Origin of the sequence: Micrococcus sp. IITD107 (assembly GCF_041927415.1) — a bacterium.
In the GTDB taxonomy this organism is placed as follows: Bacteria; Actinomycetota; Actinomycetes; order Actinomycetales; family Micrococcaceae; genus Citricoccus; species Citricoccus terreus.
In genome coordinates, this window is the sequence record NZ_JBHFFN010000002.1 from 201,772 (window position 1) to 222,306 (window position 20,535).

Below are 20,535 nucleotides of genomic sequence, written 5' to 3' on the forward strand. Positions count from 1 at the left end.
AGCGCCGGGGGAGCGAACGGAAGCACTCAAGGCCTGTGGAAGGAACACCTTTGGTCGCCTCGAGCACCTCACACGAAACCGCTAACAACCCCGGGGCCGTCTCGCCCCGCTCCGGCGCCAGTGCCGGCCGGATCAGCTTCGCCAAGATCCACGAGCCACTGGACGTCCCGGACCTGCTGGCCCTTCAGACCGAGTCCTTCGACCGGCTGATCGGCAATGAGCGTTGGGCCGCCCGGGTGGCGCATGCCCAGGAGATCGGCGACGACTCCGTGGCCGTGTCCTCCGGCCTGGCCGACATCTTCGAGGAGATCTCCCCGATCGAGGACTTCCAGGGCACCATGTCCCTGTCCTTCACCGAGCCGGAGTTCGCCGACCCCAAGATGCCGGTGGACGAGTGCAAGGAGCGCGACACCACCTACGCGGCTCCGCTGTACGTCAAGGCCGAGTTCATGAACAACAACACCGGCGAGATCAAGCAGCAGACGGTGTTCATGGGCGACTTCCCGCTGATGACGGAGAAGGGCACCTTCGTGATCAACGGCACCGAGCGTGTCGTGGTCTCCCAGCTGGTCCGCTCCCCGGGCGCCTACTTCGAGAGCACCCCGGACAAGACCAGTGACAAGGACATCTTCACTGCGAAGATCATCCCCTCCCGCGGTGCCTGGTTCGAGCTGGAGGTCGACAAGCGCGATCAGGTCGGCGTGCGTCTGGACCGCAAGCGCAAGCAGCCGGTCACCGTGCTGCTCAAGGCCATGGGCTGGACCGAGTCCCGCATCCTCGAGGAGTTCGGCGAGTACGACTCGATCCGGGCGACCCTGGAGAAGGATCCCACGGCTGACCAGAACGAGGCGCTGCTGGACATCTACCGCAAGCTGCGCCCGGGCGAGCCTGCCGCTGTGGACGCCGCGCAGACCCTGCTGAACAACCTGTACTTCACCCCGAAGCGCTACGACCTGGCGAAGGTGGGTCGCTACAAGCTCAACCGCAAGCTGGGCGTGGACGCGCCCCTGGGCGATCCCGCCTCCTCGGTGCTGACCGAGGACGACGTGGTGCAGATGGTGCGCTTCATCTGCGCCCTGCACGCCGGTGAGAAGACCATCAAGGGCGTCCGTCACGGCGAGGCCGTGGACGTGCGTGTCGAGGTCGATGACATCGACCACTTCGGCAACCGTCGCATCCGCGCCGTGGGCGAGCTGATCGAGAACCAGATCCGCACCGGCCTGTCCCGCATGGAGCGCGTCGTGCGTGAGCGGATGACCACTCAGGACGTCGAGGCGATCACCCCGCAGACCCTGATCAACATCCGCCCCGTGGTGGCCTCGATCAAGGAGTTCTTCGGAACCTCCCAGCTCTCGCAGTTCATGGATCAGAACAACCCGCTGGCGGGCCTGACCCACAAGCGTCGCCTCTCCGCGCTGGGCCCGGGCGGTCTGTCCCGCGACCGTGCCGGCATGGAAGTGCGAGACGTGCACCCCTCGCACTACGGCCGCATGTGCCCCATCGAGACCCCGGAAGGCCCGAACATCGGCCTGATCGGCTCGCTGGCCTCCTACGGTCGGATCAACAACTTCGGCTTCATCGAGACCCCGTACCGCAAGGTCGTGGACGGCAAGGTCACCGACCAGGTCGACTACCTGACCGCCGATGACGAGCTCGAGGCCCAGATCGCCCAGGCCAACGCTCCGCTGAACGAGGACGGCGCCTTCCAGGAGGAGCTCGTGCTCTGCCGTCAGCGTGGCGGTGGCGGTGAGCCGGTGCTGTCCTCCGTGGACGACATCGACTACATGGACGTCTCCCCGCGCCAGATGGTCTCCGCGGCCACGGCGCTGATTCCGTTCCTCGAGCATGACGATGCCAACCGCGCCCTCATGGGTGCGAACATGCAGCGTCAGGCCGTGCCGCTGCTCCAGTCCGAGGCTCCCTTGGTGGGCACCGGCATGGAGAAGTACGTGGCCGTGGACGCCGGTGACTCCATCACCGCGGACAAGCCCGGCGTGGTCACCGAGGTCGCCGCCGACCTGGTCACCGTGATGAACGACGACGGCACCACTCAGCACTACCCGATCATGAAGTTCGCGCGCTCCAACCAGGGCAACGCGTACAACCAGCGGGTGCGTGTCTCCGAGGGCGACCGCGTGGAGAAGCTGAGCATCATCGCCGACGGCCCGTCCACCGACCACGGCGAGCTGGCACTGGGCAAGAACCTGCTCGTGGCCTTCATGCCCTGGGAGGGCCTGAACTACGAGGACGCGATCATCCTCTCCCAGCGCATGGTCTCCGAGGACGTCCTGACCTCGATCCACATCGAGGAGCACGAGGTCGACGCCCGCGACACCAAGCTGGGCGCCGAGGAGATCACGCGGGACATCCCCAACGTCTCGGACGAGGTCCTGGCGCAGCTCGACGAGCGCGGCATCATCCACATCGGTGCCGAGGTCGAGGCCGGGGACATCCTGGTCGGACGCGTCACCCCCAAGGGTGAGACCGAGCTGACCCCGGAGGAGCGCCTGCTGCGCGCCATCTTCGGCGAGAAGTCCCGTGAGGTCCGCGACACCTCCCTGAAGGTGCCCCACGGCGAGTCCGGCACCGTGATCGGTGTGCGCATCTTCGACCGCGACGAGGACGACGACCTGCCCCCGGGTGTGAACCAGCTGGTGCGCGTCTACGTGGCCCAGAAGCGCAAGATCACCGACGGCGACAAGATGGCTGGCCGCCACGGCAACAAGGGCGTCATCTCCAAGATCCTGCCGGTCGAGGACATGCCGTTCCTGGCCGACGGCACCCCGGTGGACATCATCCTGAACCCGCTGGGCGTTCCGGGTCGTATGAACCTGGGACAGGTCATGGAGCTGCACCTGGGCTGGGCCGCATCCCGCGGCTGGACCATCGAGGGTGAGCCCGAGTGGCTGGCCAAGCTGCCGAACTTCCCCCGCGAGTCCGGTCCGGTCAACGTCGCCACCCCGGTGTTCGACGGTGCTGAGGCCTACGAGATCGAAGGTCTGCTCGGCCACGTCAACCCCACCCGTGACGGCGACCGCCTGATGGGGACCGACGGCAAGGCCCAGCTGTTCGACGGCCGCTCCGGCGAGCCGTTCCCGGACCCGGTCTCGGTCGGCTACATGTACATGCTGAAGCTGCACCACCTGGTGGACGACAAGATCCACGCCCGCTCCACCGGGCCGTACTCGATGATCACCCAGCAGCCGCTGGGCGGCAAGGCACAGTTCGGCGGACAGCGCTTCGGCGAGATGGAGGTCTGGGCCCTGGAGGCGTACGGCGCCGCCTACACCCTGCAGGAGCTGCTGACCATCAAGTCCGATGACATCCACGGACGAGTGAAGGTCTACGAGGCGATCGTCAAGGGCGAGAACATCCCCGAGCCGGGCGTCCCCGAGTCCTTCAAGGTGCTCATCAAGGAGATGCAGTCCCTCTGCCTGAACGTGGAGGTCCTGTCCCAGGAGGGCCAGACCATCGAAATGCGTGACTCGGACGATGACGTCTTCCGGGCCGCCGAGGAGCTGGGCATCGACCTGTCCCACGCCGAGCCGAGCTCGGTCGAGGAAGTCTGATCCCGCTCCCCGCCCCCCAGACGTCATCCATCTTCACAACATCAGGAGTTCAACGGACCATGTCCACTGAAAACTCGTTCGGCCTCATGCGTATCGGCCTGGCGACCGCGGAGGAGATCCGCGGTTGGTCGTACGGCGAGGTCAAGAAGCCGGAAACCATCAACTACCGCACCCTGAAGCCCGAGAAGGACGGACTCTTCTGCGAGAAGATCTTCGGCCCCACCCGGGACTGGGAGTGCTACTGCGGCAAGTACAAGCGCGTGCGCTTCAAGGGCATCATCTGTGAGCGCTGCGGCGTCGAGGTGACCCGTTCCAAGGTGCGCCGTGAGCGGATGGGCCACATCGAGCTGGCCGCACCCGTGACCCACATCTGGTACTTCAAGGGCGTCCCCTCGCGCTTGGGCTACCTGCTGGATCTGGCCCCGAAGGACCTGGAGAAGGTCATCTATTTCGCGGCCTACATGATCACCAAGGTCGACGACGAGGCCCGTCACGCCGACCTGCCCAATCTGCAGGCCGAGCACGATCAGGAGACCCGTCACCTCTCCGACCAGCGTGATGCGGACATCGCCGCTGTCGCCGGTGATCTGGAGAAGGACCTGGCCAAGCTGGAGTCTGAGGGCGCCAAGGCGGCCGAGAAGAAGAAGGCCCGCGACGCCGCGGACAAGACAATGGCGCAGATCCGCAAGCGTGCCGACGCCGAGCTGGATCGCATGGAGCAGATCTGGGACCGCTTCAAGAACCTCAAGGTCGCCGACCTGGAGGGTGATGAGGGTCTGTTCCGCGCCATGCGCGACAAGTACGGCCAGTACTTCGAGGGATCGATGGGCGCCGAGGCGATCAAGCAGCGCCTGGACACCTTCGACCTGCAGGCCGAGGCAGAGATGCTGCGCGAGACCATCAAGACCGGCAAGGGCCAGCGCAAGACCCGCGCCCTGAAGCGTCTGAAGGTCGTCAACGCCTTCCTGACCACGGACAACTCGCCGCTGGGCATGGTCCTGGACGCCGTCCCGGTGATCCCGCCGGAGCTGCGCCCGATGGTCCAGCTCGACGGTGGCCGGTTCGCCACCTCGGACCTGAACGACCTCTACCGTCGTGTGATCAACCGCAACAACCGTCTGAAGCGTCTGCTGGATCTGGGTGCCCCCGAGATCATCGTGAACAACGAGAAGCGCATGCTCCAGGAGGCTGTGGACTCCCTGTTCGACAACGGACGTCGTGGACGCCCCGTCACCGGACCGGGCAACCGCCCGCTGAAGTCGCTCTCGGACATGCTCAAGGGCAAGCAGGGACGGTTCCGTCAGAACCTGCTCGGCAAGCGCGTGGACTACTCGGGCCGTTCGGTCATCGTGGTCGGTCCTCAGCTGAAGCTGCACCAGTGCGGTCTGCCCAAGCAGATGGCTCTGGAGCTGTTCAAGCCCTTCGTGATGAAGCGCCTGGTGGATCTGAACCACGCACAGAACATCAAGTCCGCCAAGCGGATGGTCGAGCGCTTCCGTCCTCAGGTCTGGGATGTGCTGGAAGAGGTCATCACCGAGCATCCGGTGCTGCTCAACCGTGCACCCACCCTGCACCGTCTGGGCATCCAGGCCTTCGAGCCGCAGCTGGTGGAGGGCAAGGCCCTGCAGCTGCACCCGCTGGTCTGCTCGGCGTTCAACGCTGACTTCGACGGTGACCAGATGGCCGTGCACCTGCCGCTGAGCCCTGAGGCCCAGGCCGAGGCGCGTCTGCTGATGCTCTCCAGCCACAACATCCTCAAGCCCTCTGACGGTCGCGCTGTGGCCGTTCCGGCTCAGGACATGATCATCGGCCTGAACCACCTGACCACGGTGCGCGAGGACGAGAAGGGCGCGGGACAGGAGTACTCGACCGTCGCGGAGGCCATCATGGCCTTCGACGCCGGCGAGCTGCACCTGAACGCCCCGGCCAAGATCGGTGTGGACGGCTTCGTTCCGTCGGACTCCCACCCGGCCCCTGAGGGCTGGGAGCCGGGTCAGACGATCCTGCTGGACACCACGCTGGGCAAGGTGCTCTTCAACGAGCTGCTGCCCGAGGACTACCCGTGGCTGGACGCCGAGGCGACCAAGGGCTCCCTGGGCCAGCTGGTCAACGACCTGGCCGAGCGCTACCCGATGGTCCAGACCGCCGCGACCCTGGACAACCTCAAGGACGCGGGCTTCCACTGGGGAACCTGGTCCGGTGTCACCGTGGCCATCTCGGACATCACCTCCGACATGGACAAGGAGTCCATCATGGAGGGCTACGAGGAGCAGGCTCGCAAGGTCCAGGCCCAGTACGACAAGGGTCTGATCGCCGACGACGAGCGCCGCTCGGAGCTGATCGACATCTGGAACAAGGCCACCGACGAGGTCGCCGAGGCCATGCGTGCCGGTCTGCCCCGCCTGAACACCATCAACCGCATGGTGTCCTCCGGAGCGCGAGGCAACTGGCTGCAGGTGCGTCAGATCGCCGGCATCCGCGGCCTGGTGGCCAACCCGAAGGGTGAGATCATCCCGCGTCCGATCAAGTCCTCCTACCGCGAGGGCCTGACCGTGCTCGAGTACTTCATCGCGACCCACGGTGCCCGTAAGGGCCTGGCGGACACCGCGCTGAAGACCGCCAACTCGGGTTACCTGACCCGTCGACTGGTGGATGTGTCCCAGGACGTCATCGTCCGCGAGGAGGACTGCGGCACCGAGCGTGGCCTGACCGAGGTCATCGCCGTGGTGAACCACAACGGCGAGCTGGTGCGCCATGAGACCGTGGAGAACTCCTCGTTCGCCCGGACCCTGGCCGTGGACGTCACCTCCGAGGACGGCACCGTCCTGGGTCAGGCCGGCGAGGCCATCGGCGACGTCGCGATCGACGCCTTCATCGAGGCCGGCGTCACCGAGGTCAAGGTGCGCTCCGTGCTCACCTGTGAGTCCGCCGTCGGGACCTGTGCCAAGTGCTACGGCCGTTCCATGGCCACCGGCCAGCTGGTGGACATCGGTGAGGCCGTGGGCATCATCGCCGCACAGTCCATCGGTGAGCCCGGCACGCAGCTGACCATGCGTACCTTCCACACCGGCGGTGTGGCCTCTGCTGATGACATCACGCAGGGTCTGCCCCGCATCCAGGAGCTCTTCGAGGCCCGTACCCCCAAGGGTGTGGCTCCGATCTCCGAGGTCGCCGGCCGCGTGACCATCGAGGACGGGGAGAAGCAGCTGCGGCTGATCCTCACCCCGGACGACGGCTCGGAGGAGATCGCCTACCCGGTGCTGCGCCGTGCGCGTCTGCTGGTGTCCGACGGTGAGCATGTGGAGGTCGGCACGCAGCTGGTCTCCGGCGCCGTGGATCCCAAGCAGGTGCTGCGCGTGCTCGGTCCGCGTGCTGCGCAGAAGTTCCTGGTCCAGGAGGTCCAGGACGTGTACCAGTCGCAGGGTGTGGGCATCCACGACAAGCACGTGGAGGTCATCGTGCGGCAGATGCTGCGCCGGATCACCGTCATCGAGTCCGGCGACACCGACCTGCTGCCCGGCGAGCTGACCGACCGTGGACGCTTCACCGCCGCCAACCGCAAGGCCGTCTCCGAGGGCCGTCAGCCGGCGTCCGGTCGTGACGAGCTGATGGGCATCACCAAGGCCTCGCTGGCCACGGACTCGTGGCTCTCCGCCGCGTCCTTCCAGGAGACCACCCGGGTGCTGACCCAGGCGGCCATGGAGGGCAAGTCGGATCCGCTGCTGGGTCTGAAGGAGAACGTGATCATCGGCAAGCTGATCCCGGCCGGCACCGGCCTGGACCGCTACACCAAGGTCACGGTCGATCCCACCGAGGAGGCCAAGGCCAACCTGTTCACCGGGCCCGCCGGCTACGCGGACTTCGACTACCCGGGGCTGGACCAGTCCCTGACGCCGGAGTTCCACGCCGTGAGCCTGGACGAGTACGGCATGGGCGGAGACTTCCGCGGCTGATCACCTCGGCTGAGCGCTGAGACAGACGACGACACCCTCTGAGTTTCGACTCGGGGGGTGTCGTCGTGTGTCAGGACGGATCCGTGATGGGATGTGCGGACAGAGGATGCATGTCGGCCGAGGCATGCTGGAAGGACGACGAGGTGGCTGGACAGAATCGGTGGAGCATCTCCCGGGCAGCGGTGGTGATCACGGCACTCACCGCGATATCGACGCTGTTGGGATTCGTTCGGGACGTCGTCATCGCGAGCGTGTTCGGTGCCGGCCCAGAGTTGGATGCCTTCCTGGTGGCCCAGGGCCTGATGACGTTGCTCCTGGGTCTGATCGCCACGGCCGTCGCGAAGTCGGTCACCCCGACTGTGGCTCGAGAGGTTGCGGAGGAGCGCACGGACCCTGGACGATGTGTCGGGCACCGCAGCTTCGACACGGCGTTGACCGTGACCCTGGTCGTCCTCGGGGTGAGTGCGATGCTCCTCGGCCTGTTGGCAGGTCCGGTCACCTCAGTGATCGCACCGGGTTTCTCGGATGACCAGGCACAGCTGACCGCCGGGCTCACTCGGGTGATGCTGGTGGCGACCGTGCTGATCGCCGGCACCAACCTCATCGCAGCGCTGGTCCAGGCGCATGGACGATTCGTCTGGTCGGCACTGGAGGGCGTCCCGTTCAATCTTGCGATGATCACGGCAGCCGCGCTCTTCGGTCCGGACAATGGAGTGAAGGCGCTGGCCGTGGGCTTCGTGGTCGGCTCCGCACTCCGTCTGCTGATGCAGCTTCCCCCGGTCCGACGACTCAGGATCGGTCTGCGGGCCCGCCTGGATCTCCGGGACCAGGGGTTCCAGGAGATCGCTCGTCTGGTGCCGGCGATGCTGGTCGGGACGGCCATCGTCAACGTCAACACGATGGTCGACCGCGCTGTGGGTTCCACGGTGGGGGACGGGGCGATCACGGCCTTGTCCTTCGGCTGGCGGTTGATCCATCTCCCAGAGACGCTCATCATCACCGCGCTGCTGGTTCCTCTCTACCCGGCCTTGGGGGCCGCCGTCCGAGCCCAGGATGAGCTCCGCCGTCTGGTGGGCCGAGGACTGGACGTCTCACTCACGGTGCTCACGCCCGTGGCGATCGTGCTGGCGGTGACGGCAGTGCCTCTGGTCACTCTGGTCTTCGGCCGGGGTGCATTCGACGGGCATGCCGTCATGCTGACAGCCACCGCCCTCGCCTGGTACGCACCGGGACTGGTGGCCTTGGGCTGCCGGGCCATCGTGGTGAAGGCCTCATACTCGATCGGGGATCCGAGGGCGCCGATGGTCGTGGCTGTCGTGGCCATGGTCGTCAACGTGGTCGGTGACATCGTCTTGGCACCGATCATGGGGGTGGCGGGGATCGCCTTGGCGACCACAGCATCTCTGGTACTGGCCGCAGTCGTGAATCTGATGCTGCTGCACCGTCGCCACCAGGCGGTCGACATCCGGGCGGTCGGGGGACTGGTGTCCCGCACTGCGGCCCTGGCGCTGGTCTCGGGCACGGCCGGGGTCCTCCTGGCGGCATGGACACAGGGGATGGCTCCGGCGGCAGCCATCCTTCTGACGGCCGGTGTGGTGACCGTCGTCTTCTATGGGGGAGTGATCCTCCTGCGGGGACCGGAACGAGCCGTCCTGAGCGACGTCTGGCGCATAGCACGTCGTCGACGCTGAGCTCAGGGTGATCAGCGGATCCCTGGCCGGAGGCGTTCTCCAACCAGCCGCAAGGTCGGGCCCAGGTCAGTCCAGTCCCAGACGCTGTGCCGTGCGGTCGCGGCCCAGCGCACCGTGTCCGCGGCGTCGCGCAGCAGCCCGCCGCGGCGCTCGACCCAGGCGCGACGGAGATCGGCCGCTGCCCACGAGTACCGATGTCCTGAACGTCCGTCCGCGAGAGTTTCGCTGGAGTGGCCCAGCGTGCGTTGTGCCCAGGAATGGGCGATCCCCGGACGAGCGGTCTCAGCCAGCGCCATCGATCCATAGAATCGCCCGTTGAGGTCGATCAGGTGTGCCGTGCCGCTGGCATCCTGGAGGAACTGAAGCTCGACCAGACCCTCCCACCCCAGGCGCTCAAGCAGTCGCTCTGCGCGAGCGGCGAGCTGGTCGTCGACGGGCACTGTCTCGGCACGTGCTGACACTCCGGTGGGGGTAGGCCAGATCCTAGGGCTGACCTGCTGGACACGGCCGTCCAGTCGACCGTCGTAGAAGAGTCCGATCAGAGCCATCAGCCGACCGTCCACGGGGGCCTGGAGGATGGGTTCGATGCCGTGGGACCGGAGGTGCTCCATGCGTTCCTGAGCGCTCCGGATGTCCGGGAACCTCCGGGCTTCGATGCGCAGTGGGTGACTCTGGCCCGGTTGCCAGTGCGAGCGTGACTTCACCACGACCGGCCCGTCCCACGACGCGATGACGTCCGCTGTGGCCGGCTCGGTCCGGGGCACATCGAGCCCGACGGCCGATGCTGCGCGGGAGAGGCTGACCTTGTCCAGGGCGGCCACGACGGCATCCCAGGACGGGTGGGCGATCTGGGCATCGAGGTGATCACGGTACAGGGACAGGGCGGCCATCCAATCGTCACCGGCACCGAAGACGACGTCGTAGTTGCCTTCGCTCACTGCCGACCTCACACCGTCGATGAAGGCCAGGCCGTCCCCTCGGGGGCGTTCCACCGCATGGGCCCGGGTGCAGGCCGAGGTCGAGGCGAGCATTCCACGCCCCCCGGGGGTCCCGACGCCTACGGTCCAGCCGGCGCGATGCAGGGCTCGAACTGCGGCCAAGGATCCGCGGTCACGTCCCGTGCTGACGACGAGGACTCGGCCTGTTGGTGTGTCGGGCCGGGGCGAAGAAGAGGTCGAGGCTGCAGGTCCGCTGGTCATTGCTTCATCCTAGTGACGCGAGATGATGGGTACATGAGAGGCGAGGGCCGTGCAGAGGGCGTGAGGGAGGGACCCGGTTTTCGGGTGGGGGCACATGCTGTTAGACTCAGATCAATTGTTTTGTGTGTGGCACTAGGGACACGGTCCGGGTTGCGGGGTTCTTGCGCAACGAATGCCACACTTTTGCACGCCTACGGTCGTTCACGCCGAACCCCCATGGGTGCGAAGAAACGACCACCAGCAGTCCAGTGCGCGGGACAGACCCGTGAACACGTGCAGATCATGCCTGAGGGCGGACATCGCGCGGGGCTGAGAACATCACCAACGGAAGAGACCAAGAGTGCCTACGATTCAGCAGCTGGTCCGCAAGGGCCGCTCACCGAAGGTCGTCAAGACCAAGGCTCCTGCTCTGCAGGGGAACCCCATGCGTCGTGGCGTGTGCACCCGCGTGTACACCACCACCCCGAAGAAGCCGAACTCCGCTCTGCGCAAGGTCGCCCGTGTCCGCCTGAACGGCGGCATCGAGGTCACCGCGTACATCCCGGGTGAGGGACACAACCTGCAGGAGCACTCGATCGTGCTCGTGCGCGGCGGTCGTGTGAAGGACCTGCCCGGTGTCCGCTACAAGATCGTGCGCGGCGCACTGGACACCCAGGGTGTCAAGGGCCGCGGCCAGGCCCGCAGCCGCTACGGCGCGAAGAAGGAGAAGAAGTAATGCCTCGTAAGGGTCCCGCGCCGAAGCGCCCCCTCGTCGTCGACCCGGTCTACGGGTCCCCGCTCGTCACTCAGCTCATCAACAAGGTGCTGATCGACGGCAAGAAGTCCACCGCAGAGCGCATCGTCTACGGTGCCCTCGAGGGTGCCCGCCAGAAGACCGGTTCGGATCCGGTGGCCACGCTCAAGAAGGCCATGGACAACGTGAAGCCGGCCCTCGAGGTCCGCTCCCGTCGCGTCGGCGGCGCCACCTACCAGGTCCCCGTCGAGGTCAAGCCCGGCCGCTCCACCGCCCTGGCCCTCCGCTGGCTGGTGGGCTACTCCAAGGCGCGCCGCGAGAAGACCATGACCGAGCGTCTGATGAACGAGATCCTGGACGCCTCCAACGGTCTGGGCGCTGCGGTCAAGAAGCGCGAGGACACCCACAAGATGGCCGAGTCCAACAAGGCCTTCGCCCACTACCGCTGGTGACGCTGATCGTCCGGGGCCGCGCTCGCGCTGCCGGCCCCGGACGAGGTCAACCACACCGGTCCTGAACGGACCGACGTCAGGGCTCCGCAAGGGGCCACCACCCCTCCAGGACCCACACCACCCAAACCAAGGGAGACACCGTGGCACAGGACGTGCTTACCGACCTCAAGAAGGTCCGCAACATCGGCATCATGGCGCACATCGATGCGGGCAAGACCACCACTACCGAGCGCATCCTGTTCTACACGGGTGTCAACCACAAGCTGGGCGAGACCCACGACGGCGCCTCCACCACTGACTGGATGGAGCAGGAGAAGGAACGCGGCATCACCATCACCTCCGCCGCGGTGACCTGCTTCTGGAACAACAACCAGATCAACATCATCGACACCCCGGGCCACGTGGACTTCACCGTCGAGGTGGAGCGCTCCCTGCGCGTGCTCGACGGCGCTGTCGCCGTGTTCGACGGCAAGGAGGGCGTGGAGCCCCAGTCGGAGACCGTGTGGCGTCAGGCGGACAAGTACAACGTCCCCCGCATCTGCTTCGTCAACAAGATGGACAAGCTGGGCGCTGACTTCTACTTCACCGTGGACACCATCATCAACCGTCTGGGCGCCAAGCCCCTGGTGATGCAGCTGCCGATCGGTGCCGAGAGCGACTTCATCGGTGTCGTGGACCTGCTGTCCATGAAGGCCTTCGTCTGGGAGGGCGACGCCAAGGGCGACGTCACCATGGGCGCCAAGTACGAGATCCGCGACATCCCCGCCGATCTGCAGGAGAAGGCTGAGGAGTACCGCTCCCAGCTGGTCGAGGCCGTGGCCGAGACCTCCGAGGAGCTGATGGAGAAGTACCTCGAGGGCGAGGAGCTCACCGTCGAGGAGATCCAGGCCGGAGTGCGTCAGCTGACCATCAACGCCGAGGCCTACCCGGTGTTCTGCGGCTCGGCCTTCAAGAACCGCGGTGTGCAGCCGATGCTGGACGCCGTGGTCGCCTACCTGCCGAACCCGATGGATGCCGGTGAGGTCCACGGCCACGACGTGAACGACGAGGAGAAGGAGCTCACCCGCGAGCCCTCCAAGGACGCTCCGTTCTCGGCCCTTGCCTTCAAGATCGCCGCTCACCCCTTCTTCGGTCAGCTGACCTTCGTGCGTGCCTACTCCGGCACCCTGAAGCCGGGCGACCAGGTGCTGAACTCCACCAAGGGCAAGAAGGAGCGCATCGGCAAGCTGTTCCAGATGCACGCCAACAAGGAGAACCCGGTCGAGGAGGTCGTGGCAGGGCACATCTACGCCGTGATCGGCCTGAAGGACACCACCACCGGTGACACCCTGTGCTCCATCGCAGACCCGATCATCCTGGAGTCCATGTCCTTCCCGGACCCGGTGATCTCCGTGGCGATCGAGCCGAACTCCAAGAACGACCAGGAGAAGCTCTCCACCGCCATCCAGAAGCTCTCTGCTGAGGACCCCACGTTCACCGTGAACCTCAACGAGGAGACCGGTCAGACCGAGATCGGCGGCATGGGGGAGCTGCACCTGGACATCCTGGTGGACCGCATGCGCCGCGAGTTCAAGGTCGAGGCCAACGTGGGCAAGCCCCAGGTCGCCTACCGCGAGACCATCAAGAAGGCTGTGGAGAAGGTCGACTTCACCCACAAGAAGCAGACCGGCGGTTCCGGCCAGTTCGCCAAGGTGCAGATGAACTTCGAGCCCCTGGACACGGCCGAGGGCGAGACCTACGAGTTCGTCAACGCCGTCACCGGTGGCCGCATCCCGCGCGAGTACATCCCCTCGGTGGACGCCGGCATCCAGGACGCCATGCAGTTCGGCATCCTGGCCGGCTACCCGATGGTGGGCGTGAAGGCCACCCTCGTGGACGGCGCCTACCACGATGTCGACTCCTCTGAGATGGCGTTCAAGATCGCCGGCTCTCAGGTCTTCAAGGAGGGCATCCGCAAGGCCAACCCTGTGCTGCTCGAGCCGCTGATGGCCGTCGAGGTCCGTACTCCGGAGGAGTACATGGGCGATGTCATCGGTGACCTGAACTCCCGTCGTGGACAGATCCAGTCCATGGAGGACGCCGCCGGCGTCAAGGTCGTCAAGGCCCTGGTCCCGCTGTCGGAGATGTTCGGCTACATCGGTGACCTGCGCTCCCGCACCCAGGGACGCGCTGTGTACTCGATGACGTTCCACTCGTACGCTGAGGTTCCCAAGGCTGTGGCGGACGAGATCATCCAGAAGAACCGCGGAGAGTGATCTGCCGCCCACGCGGCAGCTGATCTCGAAGCACAACAGACATGTCCGTCACGGGTGGCACCGCACCACGTGGTGCCACCCGGAACGGACACGGTGGACCGGCCGCATCCCGGAGGTCGATCCACCTGCAGGACGGAAGGTCTGGTCCGCCCTTTCAGGCGGCCCGGCTGGCCTGAACCAGGACCGGTCCTGACCGAATCCGGGGATTTCATCAACAGCACATCTGACCAGTAGACTTTCCCAAGTTGTCAGCACGCCACCCGCGGCTGAGAAGTCTTCTGAGATGAACAGTTCTAGGAGGAACCTGTGTCGAAGGCAAAGTTCGAGCGGTCCAAGCCGCACGTCAACGTCGGTACCATCGGCCACGTCGACCACGGCAAGACCACGCTGACCGCCGCTATCTCGAAGGTCCTGTACGACAAGTACCCGGACCTGAACGAGCAGCGCGACTTCGCGACCATTGACTCTGCTCCTGAGGAGCGTCAGCGCGGCATCACCATCAACATCTCCCACGTGGAGTACCAGACCGAGAAGCGTCACTACGCACACGTGGACGCCCCCGGTCACGCTGACTACATCAAGAACATGATCACCGGTGCGGCCCAGATGGACGGCGCCATCCTCGTGGTCGCCGCCACCGACGGCCCCATGGCCCAGACCCGCGAGCACGTGCTCCTGGCCCGCCAGGTCGGCGTGCCGGCACTGCTGGTGGCCCTGAACAAGTCGGACATGGTCGAGGACGAGGAGCTCCTGGAGCTCGTCGAGATGGAGGTCCGCGAGCTGCTGTCCTCCCAGGAGTTCGACGGTGACGAGGCTCCGGTCATCCGCACCTCGGGCCTGAAGGCTCTCGAGGGCGACGCCCAGTGGGTCAAGTCCGTCGAGGACCTGATGGACGCTGTGGACTCCTACATCCCGGATCCGGTCCGCGACAAGGACAAGCCGTTCCTGATGCCGATCGAGGACGTCTTCACCATCACCGGCCGCGGCACCGTGGTCACCGGTCGTGCCGAGCGTGGCACCCTGGCGATCAACTCCGAGGTCGAGATCGTGGGCATCCGCCCCGTGCAGAAGACCACCGTCACCGGTATCGAGATGTTCCACAAGCAGCTCGACGAGGCATGGGCCGGCGAGAACTGTGGCCTGCTGCTGCGCGGTCTGAAGCGTGACGACGTCGAGCGCGGCCAGGTCGTCGTGGCCCCGGGCTCGATCACCCCGCACACCAACTTCGAGGCGAACGTCTACATCCTGTCCAAGGACGAGGGTGGCCGTCACAACCCGTTCTACTCGAACTACCGTCCGCAGTTCTACTTCCGCACCACCGACGTCACCGGCGTCATCACGCTGCCCGAGGGCACCGAGATGGTCATGCCCGGCGACACCACCGAGATGACGGTCGAGCTGATCCAGCCGATCGCCATGGAGGAGGGCCTCGGCTTCGCCATCCGTGAGGGTGGCCGCACCGTGGGCTCCGGCCGCGTCACCAAGATCACCAAGTGATCTGACGGCGGTCTGACACCGTCATAGACAGGACCCCCGCAGCTTCGGCTGCGGGGGTCCTGTCGTCTGTGGACAACTCCTGGGCACTGTCCCCTCACCAGTAGGCTGGGGGAGCGGACCGGCCCTGGTCGGCGGAGGGGGAGTCCATGGACATCGTCGTCGCGCTGCTGATCGGCGCTCTCGTGGGGTGGCTGATCGGCCGCCGCCGCGCGGCAGCCACGGGGAGCCAGCAGGCCGATCTCGCCCGGGCCTGGCAGGAAGGGTACGACGCCGGCTCCCTCGTCTCCCAGCGTGATGTCACGCTGGCTCAGGAGCAGCAGGGCAGGTCGGGTGGCACGCCTGAGCGGTCACCGGAGCAGCTGCACGCCCCCGGGTCCTGGCCGACCCCACCGAAGCGGTCCCCGTCCGCCGGCGTCTGGTCGCCATCGCCTCCGGCAGATCAGCTCAGCCCAGCAGGGCAGTTGCCCACGGCATCACCGGGAACGTCCCAGCCCGCGCCGCCGGCGTGGCGGCCGGCCACGGATGAGGAATTGGCACAGGAGCGTCGTCGCCGGGACCACCGCAATGTGAACATCACCCTGTACGCCGCCTGCCTGATCCTGGTCGCGGCGGCGTCACTGTTCATCGGCACTGCCCTTCCTGCTTCGGCGAGGATGACCGGACTGGCCGCGGTGACCGGGCTGTTCTATGGGGGCGGTCTGATCGTGCACACCACCAGCCGCAGGGTCCGCCCCGCCGCCGCGGCGTTCACCGGAACCGGTCTCGCACTGGTGCCGATCTCCGGCTTGGCCCTGGACCTGCTCGTCCTGCACCGACCTGTGCTCTCCTGGCTCATCACGTCGGCTGTCGGCACCGTGCTGATGGTGGTGGCCGCCGCGAGGCTGCGCAGCCGGGTCGTGGCCTATCTGGCGGTGCCGTTCCTGCTCTCCACGGTGATCGCCTCCGGCGCCGCCGTGCAGCAGGGCATGGTGTGGGGGCTCACGGCATCGATCGCTCTGGCCACGGTGATGGCCTGGCTCACCGCAGACGAGGCGCGTGTGCGCTGGCTGCCCGAGGAGTTCCGCCGGGCCCTGGGCGATCTGCACCACTGGGTCACCCCGGGCGTGGTGCTGCTGGCCATGGTCGTCGGATCCTGGCTGGAGCCGCTGCACTTCGTGGTGCTGCTGCTGGCCGCCGGCGGCTACTACGTGACCGTGGCGGTGCTGGGGCGCTCAGCCCGTCGCCTGTATGCGGCCTACGGGGCCCGCCTGTGCATCACCGCGGCCGTGGTGGCCTTCGTCTGGATGCTGGACGCCTCGGTGCAGGTGATGGCCGGAGCCCTTGCCGTCGCCCTGGGAGTCCAGGTCCTGGTCACCACCCTGGCCCTCTGGCGGGACCACCGATCTCCAGGGTCGCTGATGCGTGCCGGATTCCTGCCCGCCCACACCGGTGTGAGGGCAGATCAACTCGCTGGCCTGGGACTGCTGTGGATCCTGGCACTGGTCGCTCAGGTCACGCTGCAGAACGGTGTGGCGGTGCCGGTCAGCCTGGCGTGGGCCCTGCTCGTCCTGCTGACCGCACTGGCCGCGGTCCTGGGGCTGCTGCGGCCGACGACCATCGGTGAGTCTGTCGGATGGCAGGCTGCTTCTGCGGTGTCCCTGGTCCCGGGTGTCCTGTTCCCCGTGGCGCAGGGCCCATGGAGGCTGATCACCGTGGTCGCCGTGGCGGCCTCCCTCCAGCTCCTGTCGGCCGTCCTGCTGCGCCGGTCGGGTCCGAGGACCAGGATCGACGTGAAGCTGGCACCGGACCTGACCGCGGTCCTGGTCCTGATCCTGGTCGGGCTGCTCGTGGACCGCTGGGACGGGACGGGTCCGCAGACGTGGACGACCGTCGTCGTGGCGGTGCTGTCCGTGGCCTGGGCCACCGTCCGTGCCTTCCGACCAGGTGAGCCCGAGGACGCCCTTGAGGCCGGCGTGTGGTCAGCGTTCATCCTCCTCGGGCTTGGGGCCACGGTGTTCGCCGTCGCCGAGACGAGGGACTCGTCCGTGGTCCAGACGCTCGTGCTCGTCCTGATGCTGGTGGCCGGTGCCGGGGCCCTGTGGTGGCTGCGGGGGCGTGGGCCGACGGCGGTGGAGGGAACGGCACACCGGAGCGAGCCGCGTCTATCCGCGCCGCTGGGACTGGTGCTGGGCACGACCTGCTCGGTGATGCTGACCGGCTGGGCGATCTTCGCCGTGAAGGGCTTCGCTGGGCTGGAGGTGACCTCCTTGGTGGTCGTCTCCTGCTGGCTCACACTGCTGGGGCTGCTGAGCACCGGTCGGCTGGGGGAGTCGATCAGGATGACGACGATGATCGCCGGCCAGGCAGTGCTGGCGGTCGCCGTCGCCGCGCTGGTGGACCTGCTCGGTGCCGACGCGGCGGCGTCCCGCGGCGCCGCTGCCGTCACGCTGGCCGGTGGGCTGATGCTCCGGCATCTGCTACGGCATCGCGGAGCGGTGCTCGGCGGCGGAGCGTGGTCCGCGGTGGTCGTCACCGGAGCGCTGGCGGCGCTGTGGGCGATCGAGGCCGTGGACACCCACGACCGGGCAGTACTGACCGTGATCGCCCTGAGCCTGGGGATGGCCGGTGGTGTGCTCGGCCGGGCCCGTGGAGGTCACTGGGCGCTGTTGACTGCGGTGGTGGTGGGAGTGGCCGGGCTGTCCGACCTGATGCTCCTGCGCCAGGGCGGATGGCTGCCTGAGCCGTTGTTCTCGGCGGGGGCCGCTGCAGCCGTCTTCCTGTTGCTCGTGCTGAAGCTGACCGTGGACGAGGCGCGGCAGGACAGCCGGACCAGTCGACTGTTCCGGCCCGTGGCCTCAGCGGTGCTCTGGTCGGTGGCCCTGCTCTGTGCCCTGGTGCCCGAGACGCAGTGGGCGATCCTGGTGGTCGGGGCAGCAGTGGCGGCGTTGGTCTGCTACGTGCTGGCGCGGAGTCGGAGCGTGGCGCTGCTGGTGCTCGGGACGGTGCTCGCGGTTCCGTCCGCGGTGGCGCTGGTGCTGGCGTGGGGGAGAGCGGAGGCCATCGGATCGCTGGAGGATCGATGGTGGGCAGCGGCGGTGGGTGTGATCACGCTCGGTGTGCTCTGTGGATGGGCGATGCTGGACCGCCGCCGGACGGAGTCGACGGTGCTGTGGGACCGCGCAGCCGTGCTCGAGTACGGGGGACTGGCGGTCCTGCTGGCCGGTGGACTGGTGTCTGCGGCATCACCTGATGTCGCCGTCATGATGACCGGCTGTGCACTGACGACGCTGGGTCTCTGGATCCCGGTGCTGTGGTGGACGAGGGGCGCCGACCCGTTCCCCACGTCCTGGCGCCGGCATGCCCTGGACGGTGCCGTGCTGGCCACCGTGATGCTGGGCCTGTACGCCTGGTGGCAGGCGGCTGAGGTCGAGCGCGTCCTTCAGGCCAGCTGGTGGAGCATGCAGCTGGTGGCGCTGACGCTGGCCAGCCTGGCAGGGGGCCATCTGCGCGATCGGGTCACAGCGGCTGTGCGGCGGCGCCGGGCCACCCTCTGGGGCGGCGCGGCGGCCACCGTGATGACCGCGTCGAGTGCACTGGTCCTGGTGGACGGATCCACGCTGATGCAGCTGGTGAGCCTGCTGCTCTTCGCCGCACTGATGGTGGTGGGACTGACCGCGCGGACTGCCCTGTTCACCTGGTGGGGAGCTGCCGGGGTCACGCTCGCCGTCCTCTGGTTCCTGCGTGGCTACACGGTGCTGTGGCTCACGCTGCTGGGGGTGGTGCTGATCGGCCTGGCCGTCCGCCAGCTGATGCGCGGCGCGCGGGAGGACCGGAAGGAGCCGAGTCCCACGGACCAGGTGGATCCGCTGGAGCACCGGTAGGCTGGGGGCATGGAGATCGTCATCGCCCTGGTCGTGATCGCCGCCGTCGTGGTCCTGGTGGTCCGTGGCCGTCGCACCTTCAGCTCAGAGATCGAACGCGCCAAGCGCATCCGCAGGGCGAACGAGAACGGTCGATGACCGCCATCGTCGAGCGCTCCAGCGGCACCGTCCTGCCCGGTCCGCGCGCTCTCTACCGCGTCTTCGCCACGGCCGAGATGGTCACCTGGGCCCTGTTGATCACGGCCATGGTGCTCAAGTACAGCGGGGTGACCGAGGCGCTGATGCCGGTGTTCGGCGGCCTGCACGGCTTCGTCTTCCTCAGCTACTGCGTCATCACGGTGGGCGTGTGGATCAACCAGCGGTGGAGCCCCGCCGCCGGTCTGCTCGCACTGGGATCGGCGATCGTGCCCTTCGCCACCGTGCCGTTCGAGCGGCACCTGCATCGCCGGGGGGAGCCGGACCGGACCTGGCGCCTGGCGGACGGCCGCAGTGAACCGCGAGGATTCTGGGAGTCACTCGAAGCCTGGGTCCTGCGTCATGTGGCGCTGGCAGCGGTCCTGGCGCTGGCCGTCGTCGGGGTGGTCTTCGCCCTCCTGCTGATCGCCGGTCCGCCGTGGGAATGGTTCGCCTGAGCCCGGCTGGATCCGTCCAGCAGGTGTGACCTGCGCCCGGTTGGCGCGAGGGCCGCGGATCTGACATACTAGACAAGTTGCTCAAGTGCCTGGGCGTGCCGTGCGTCCACCGGAGTCGATGATCCATCGGCCGACTGGACCGGAGTCTCAGGACCAAATTCAACACCCTCCCCACCGTAGGACCGTGACCTTCACTGCGAAGCAGTGCGCGACACGCCCGACCGCGTGGGTCGAAGCCCCGGCAGGGCGAGGAACCCGGTTCCACCGGATTCGGCCTGCACGGGTGGATGAACAAGGCGCGACGCCGGCCCCGGCCGGGACTGCGCACACAGGGACAGGTACGGACAACAAGTACGAAAGAGGCATGACGCCATGGCGGGACAGAAAATCCGCATCCGGCTGAAGTCGTATGACCACGAGGTCATTGACGTTTCGGCCCGGAAGATCGTCGATACGGTCACGCGCGCAGGCGCAACGGTAGTGGGCCCCGTGCCGCTGCCGACGGAGAAGAACGTGTACTGCGTGATCCGCTCTCCCCACAAGTACAAGGACAGCCGCGAGCATTTCGAGATGCGCACCCACAAGCGGCTCATCGACATCATCGATCCGACGCCGAAGGCCGTCGATTCGCTCATGCGTCTCGATCTGCCCGCTGACGTCAACATCGAGATCAAGCTCTGAGAGGGAGGTGCTG

Annotated in this window: 12 protein-coding genes; 11 read left to right on the forward strand and 1 reads right to left on the reverse strand. The window is 67.0% G+C overall.

The window, feature by feature from the left end; all coding sequences use genetic code 11:
• Nucleotides 1–50 precede the first annotated feature (50 nt).
• From rpoB to murJ, 3 genes are all read left to right on the forward strand, one after another.
• Nucleotides 51–3,569: a DNA-directed RNA polymerase subunit beta gene (gene rpoB, locus ACEXHE_RS05300; protein ID WP_374784981.1), complete on the forward strand. Its 3,519-nt coding sequence runs from the start codon at nucleotides 51–53 to the stop codon at nucleotides 3,567–3,569.
• A gap of 59 nt (nucleotides 3,570–3,628) precedes the next feature.
• Entirely contained in the window at nucleotides 3,629–7,522 is a 3,894-nt protein-coding gene (locus tag ACEXHE_RS05305; RefSeq protein ID WP_374784982.1) for a DNA-directed RNA polymerase subunit beta', read from the forward strand.
• 110 nt (nucleotides 7,523–7,632) lie between these two features.
• Nucleotides 7,633–9,213: a murein biosynthesis integral membrane protein MurJ gene (murJ, locus tag ACEXHE_RS05310; protein WP_374784983.1), complete on the forward strand. Its 1,581-nt coding sequence runs from the start codon at nucleotides 7,633–7,635 to the stop codon at nucleotides 9,211–9,213.
• Between the two features lie 11 nt (nucleotides 9,214–9,224).
• Here the strand turns inward: murJ and ACEXHE_RS05315 are convergent, their stop codons facing one another.
• Entirely contained in the window at nucleotides 9,225–10,244 is a 1,020-nt protein-coding gene (locus ACEXHE_RS05315; RefSeq protein WP_374784984.1) for an ATP-grasp domain-containing protein, read from the reverse strand.
• Nucleotides 10,245–10,752: 508 nt separating this feature from the next.
• On the opposite strand from ACEXHE_RS05315, the gene rpsL reads away from it, so the two are divergent.
• The 8 genes from rpsL (at nucleotide 10,753) to rpsJ (ending at nucleotide 20,522) form a co-directional block, all read left to right on the forward strand.
• On the forward strand, nucleotides 10,753–11,127 hold the full coding sequence (gene rpsL / locus ACEXHE_RS05320) for a 30S ribosomal protein S12 (protein ID WP_091692838.1): 375 nt from the start codon (nucleotides 10,753–10,755) through the stop codon (nucleotides 11,125–11,127).
• Complete coding sequence (gene rpsG / locus ACEXHE_RS05325) at nucleotides 11,127–11,597, forward strand: 30S ribosomal protein S7 (RefSeq protein ID WP_091692840.1); 471 nt, start codon at nucleotides 11,127–11,129, stop codon at nucleotides 11,595–11,597. Before rpsL ends, rpsG begins: the two co-directional genes overlap by 1 nt.
• A 140-nt stretch (nucleotides 11,598–11,737) precedes the next feature.
• The gene (gene fusA / locus ACEXHE_RS05330) at nucleotides 11,738–13,852 is read left to right on the forward strand and encodes an elongation factor G (protein WP_374784985.1); all 2,115 of its coding nucleotides are present in this window, start codon (nucleotides 11,738–11,740) and stop codon (nucleotides 13,850–13,852) included.
• A gap of 306 nt (nucleotides 13,853–14,158) precedes the next feature.
• The gene (gene tuf, locus ACEXHE_RS05335) at nucleotides 14,159–15,349 is read left to right on the forward strand and encodes an elongation factor Tu (protein ID WP_260060505.1); all 1,191 of its coding nucleotides are present in this window, start codon (nucleotides 14,159–14,161) and stop codon (nucleotides 15,347–15,349) included.
• A gap of 146 nt (nucleotides 15,350–15,495) precedes the next feature.
• Complete coding sequence (locus ACEXHE_RS05340; RefSeq protein ID WP_374784986.1) at nucleotides 15,496–19,209, forward strand: hypothetical protein; 3,714 nt, start codon at nucleotides 15,496–15,498, stop codon at nucleotides 19,207–19,209.
• Nucleotides 19,210–19,218: 9 nt separating this feature from the next.
• A complete protein-coding gene (locus tag ACEXHE_RS05345; protein ID WP_260060503.1) occupies nucleotides 19,219–19,347 on the forward strand; it encodes a hypothetical protein in 129 nt (42 codons plus the stop codon).
• Complete coding sequence (locus ACEXHE_RS05350; protein WP_374784987.1) at nucleotides 19,344–19,841, forward strand: DUF3817 domain-containing protein; 498 nt, start codon at nucleotides 19,344–19,346, stop codon at nucleotides 19,839–19,841. The genes ACEXHE_RS05345 and ACEXHE_RS05350 overlap by 4 nt, the downstream gene beginning before the upstream one ends.
• A gap of 372 nt (nucleotides 19,842–20,213) precedes the next feature.
• The gene (gene rpsJ, locus ACEXHE_RS05355; RefSeq protein WP_002857463.1) at nucleotides 20,214–20,522 is read left to right on the forward strand and encodes a 30S ribosomal protein S10; all 309 of its coding nucleotides are present in this window, start codon (nucleotides 20,214–20,216) and stop codon (nucleotides 20,520–20,522) included.
• The last annotated feature ends 13 nt before the right edge of the window (nucleotides 20,523–20,535 follow it).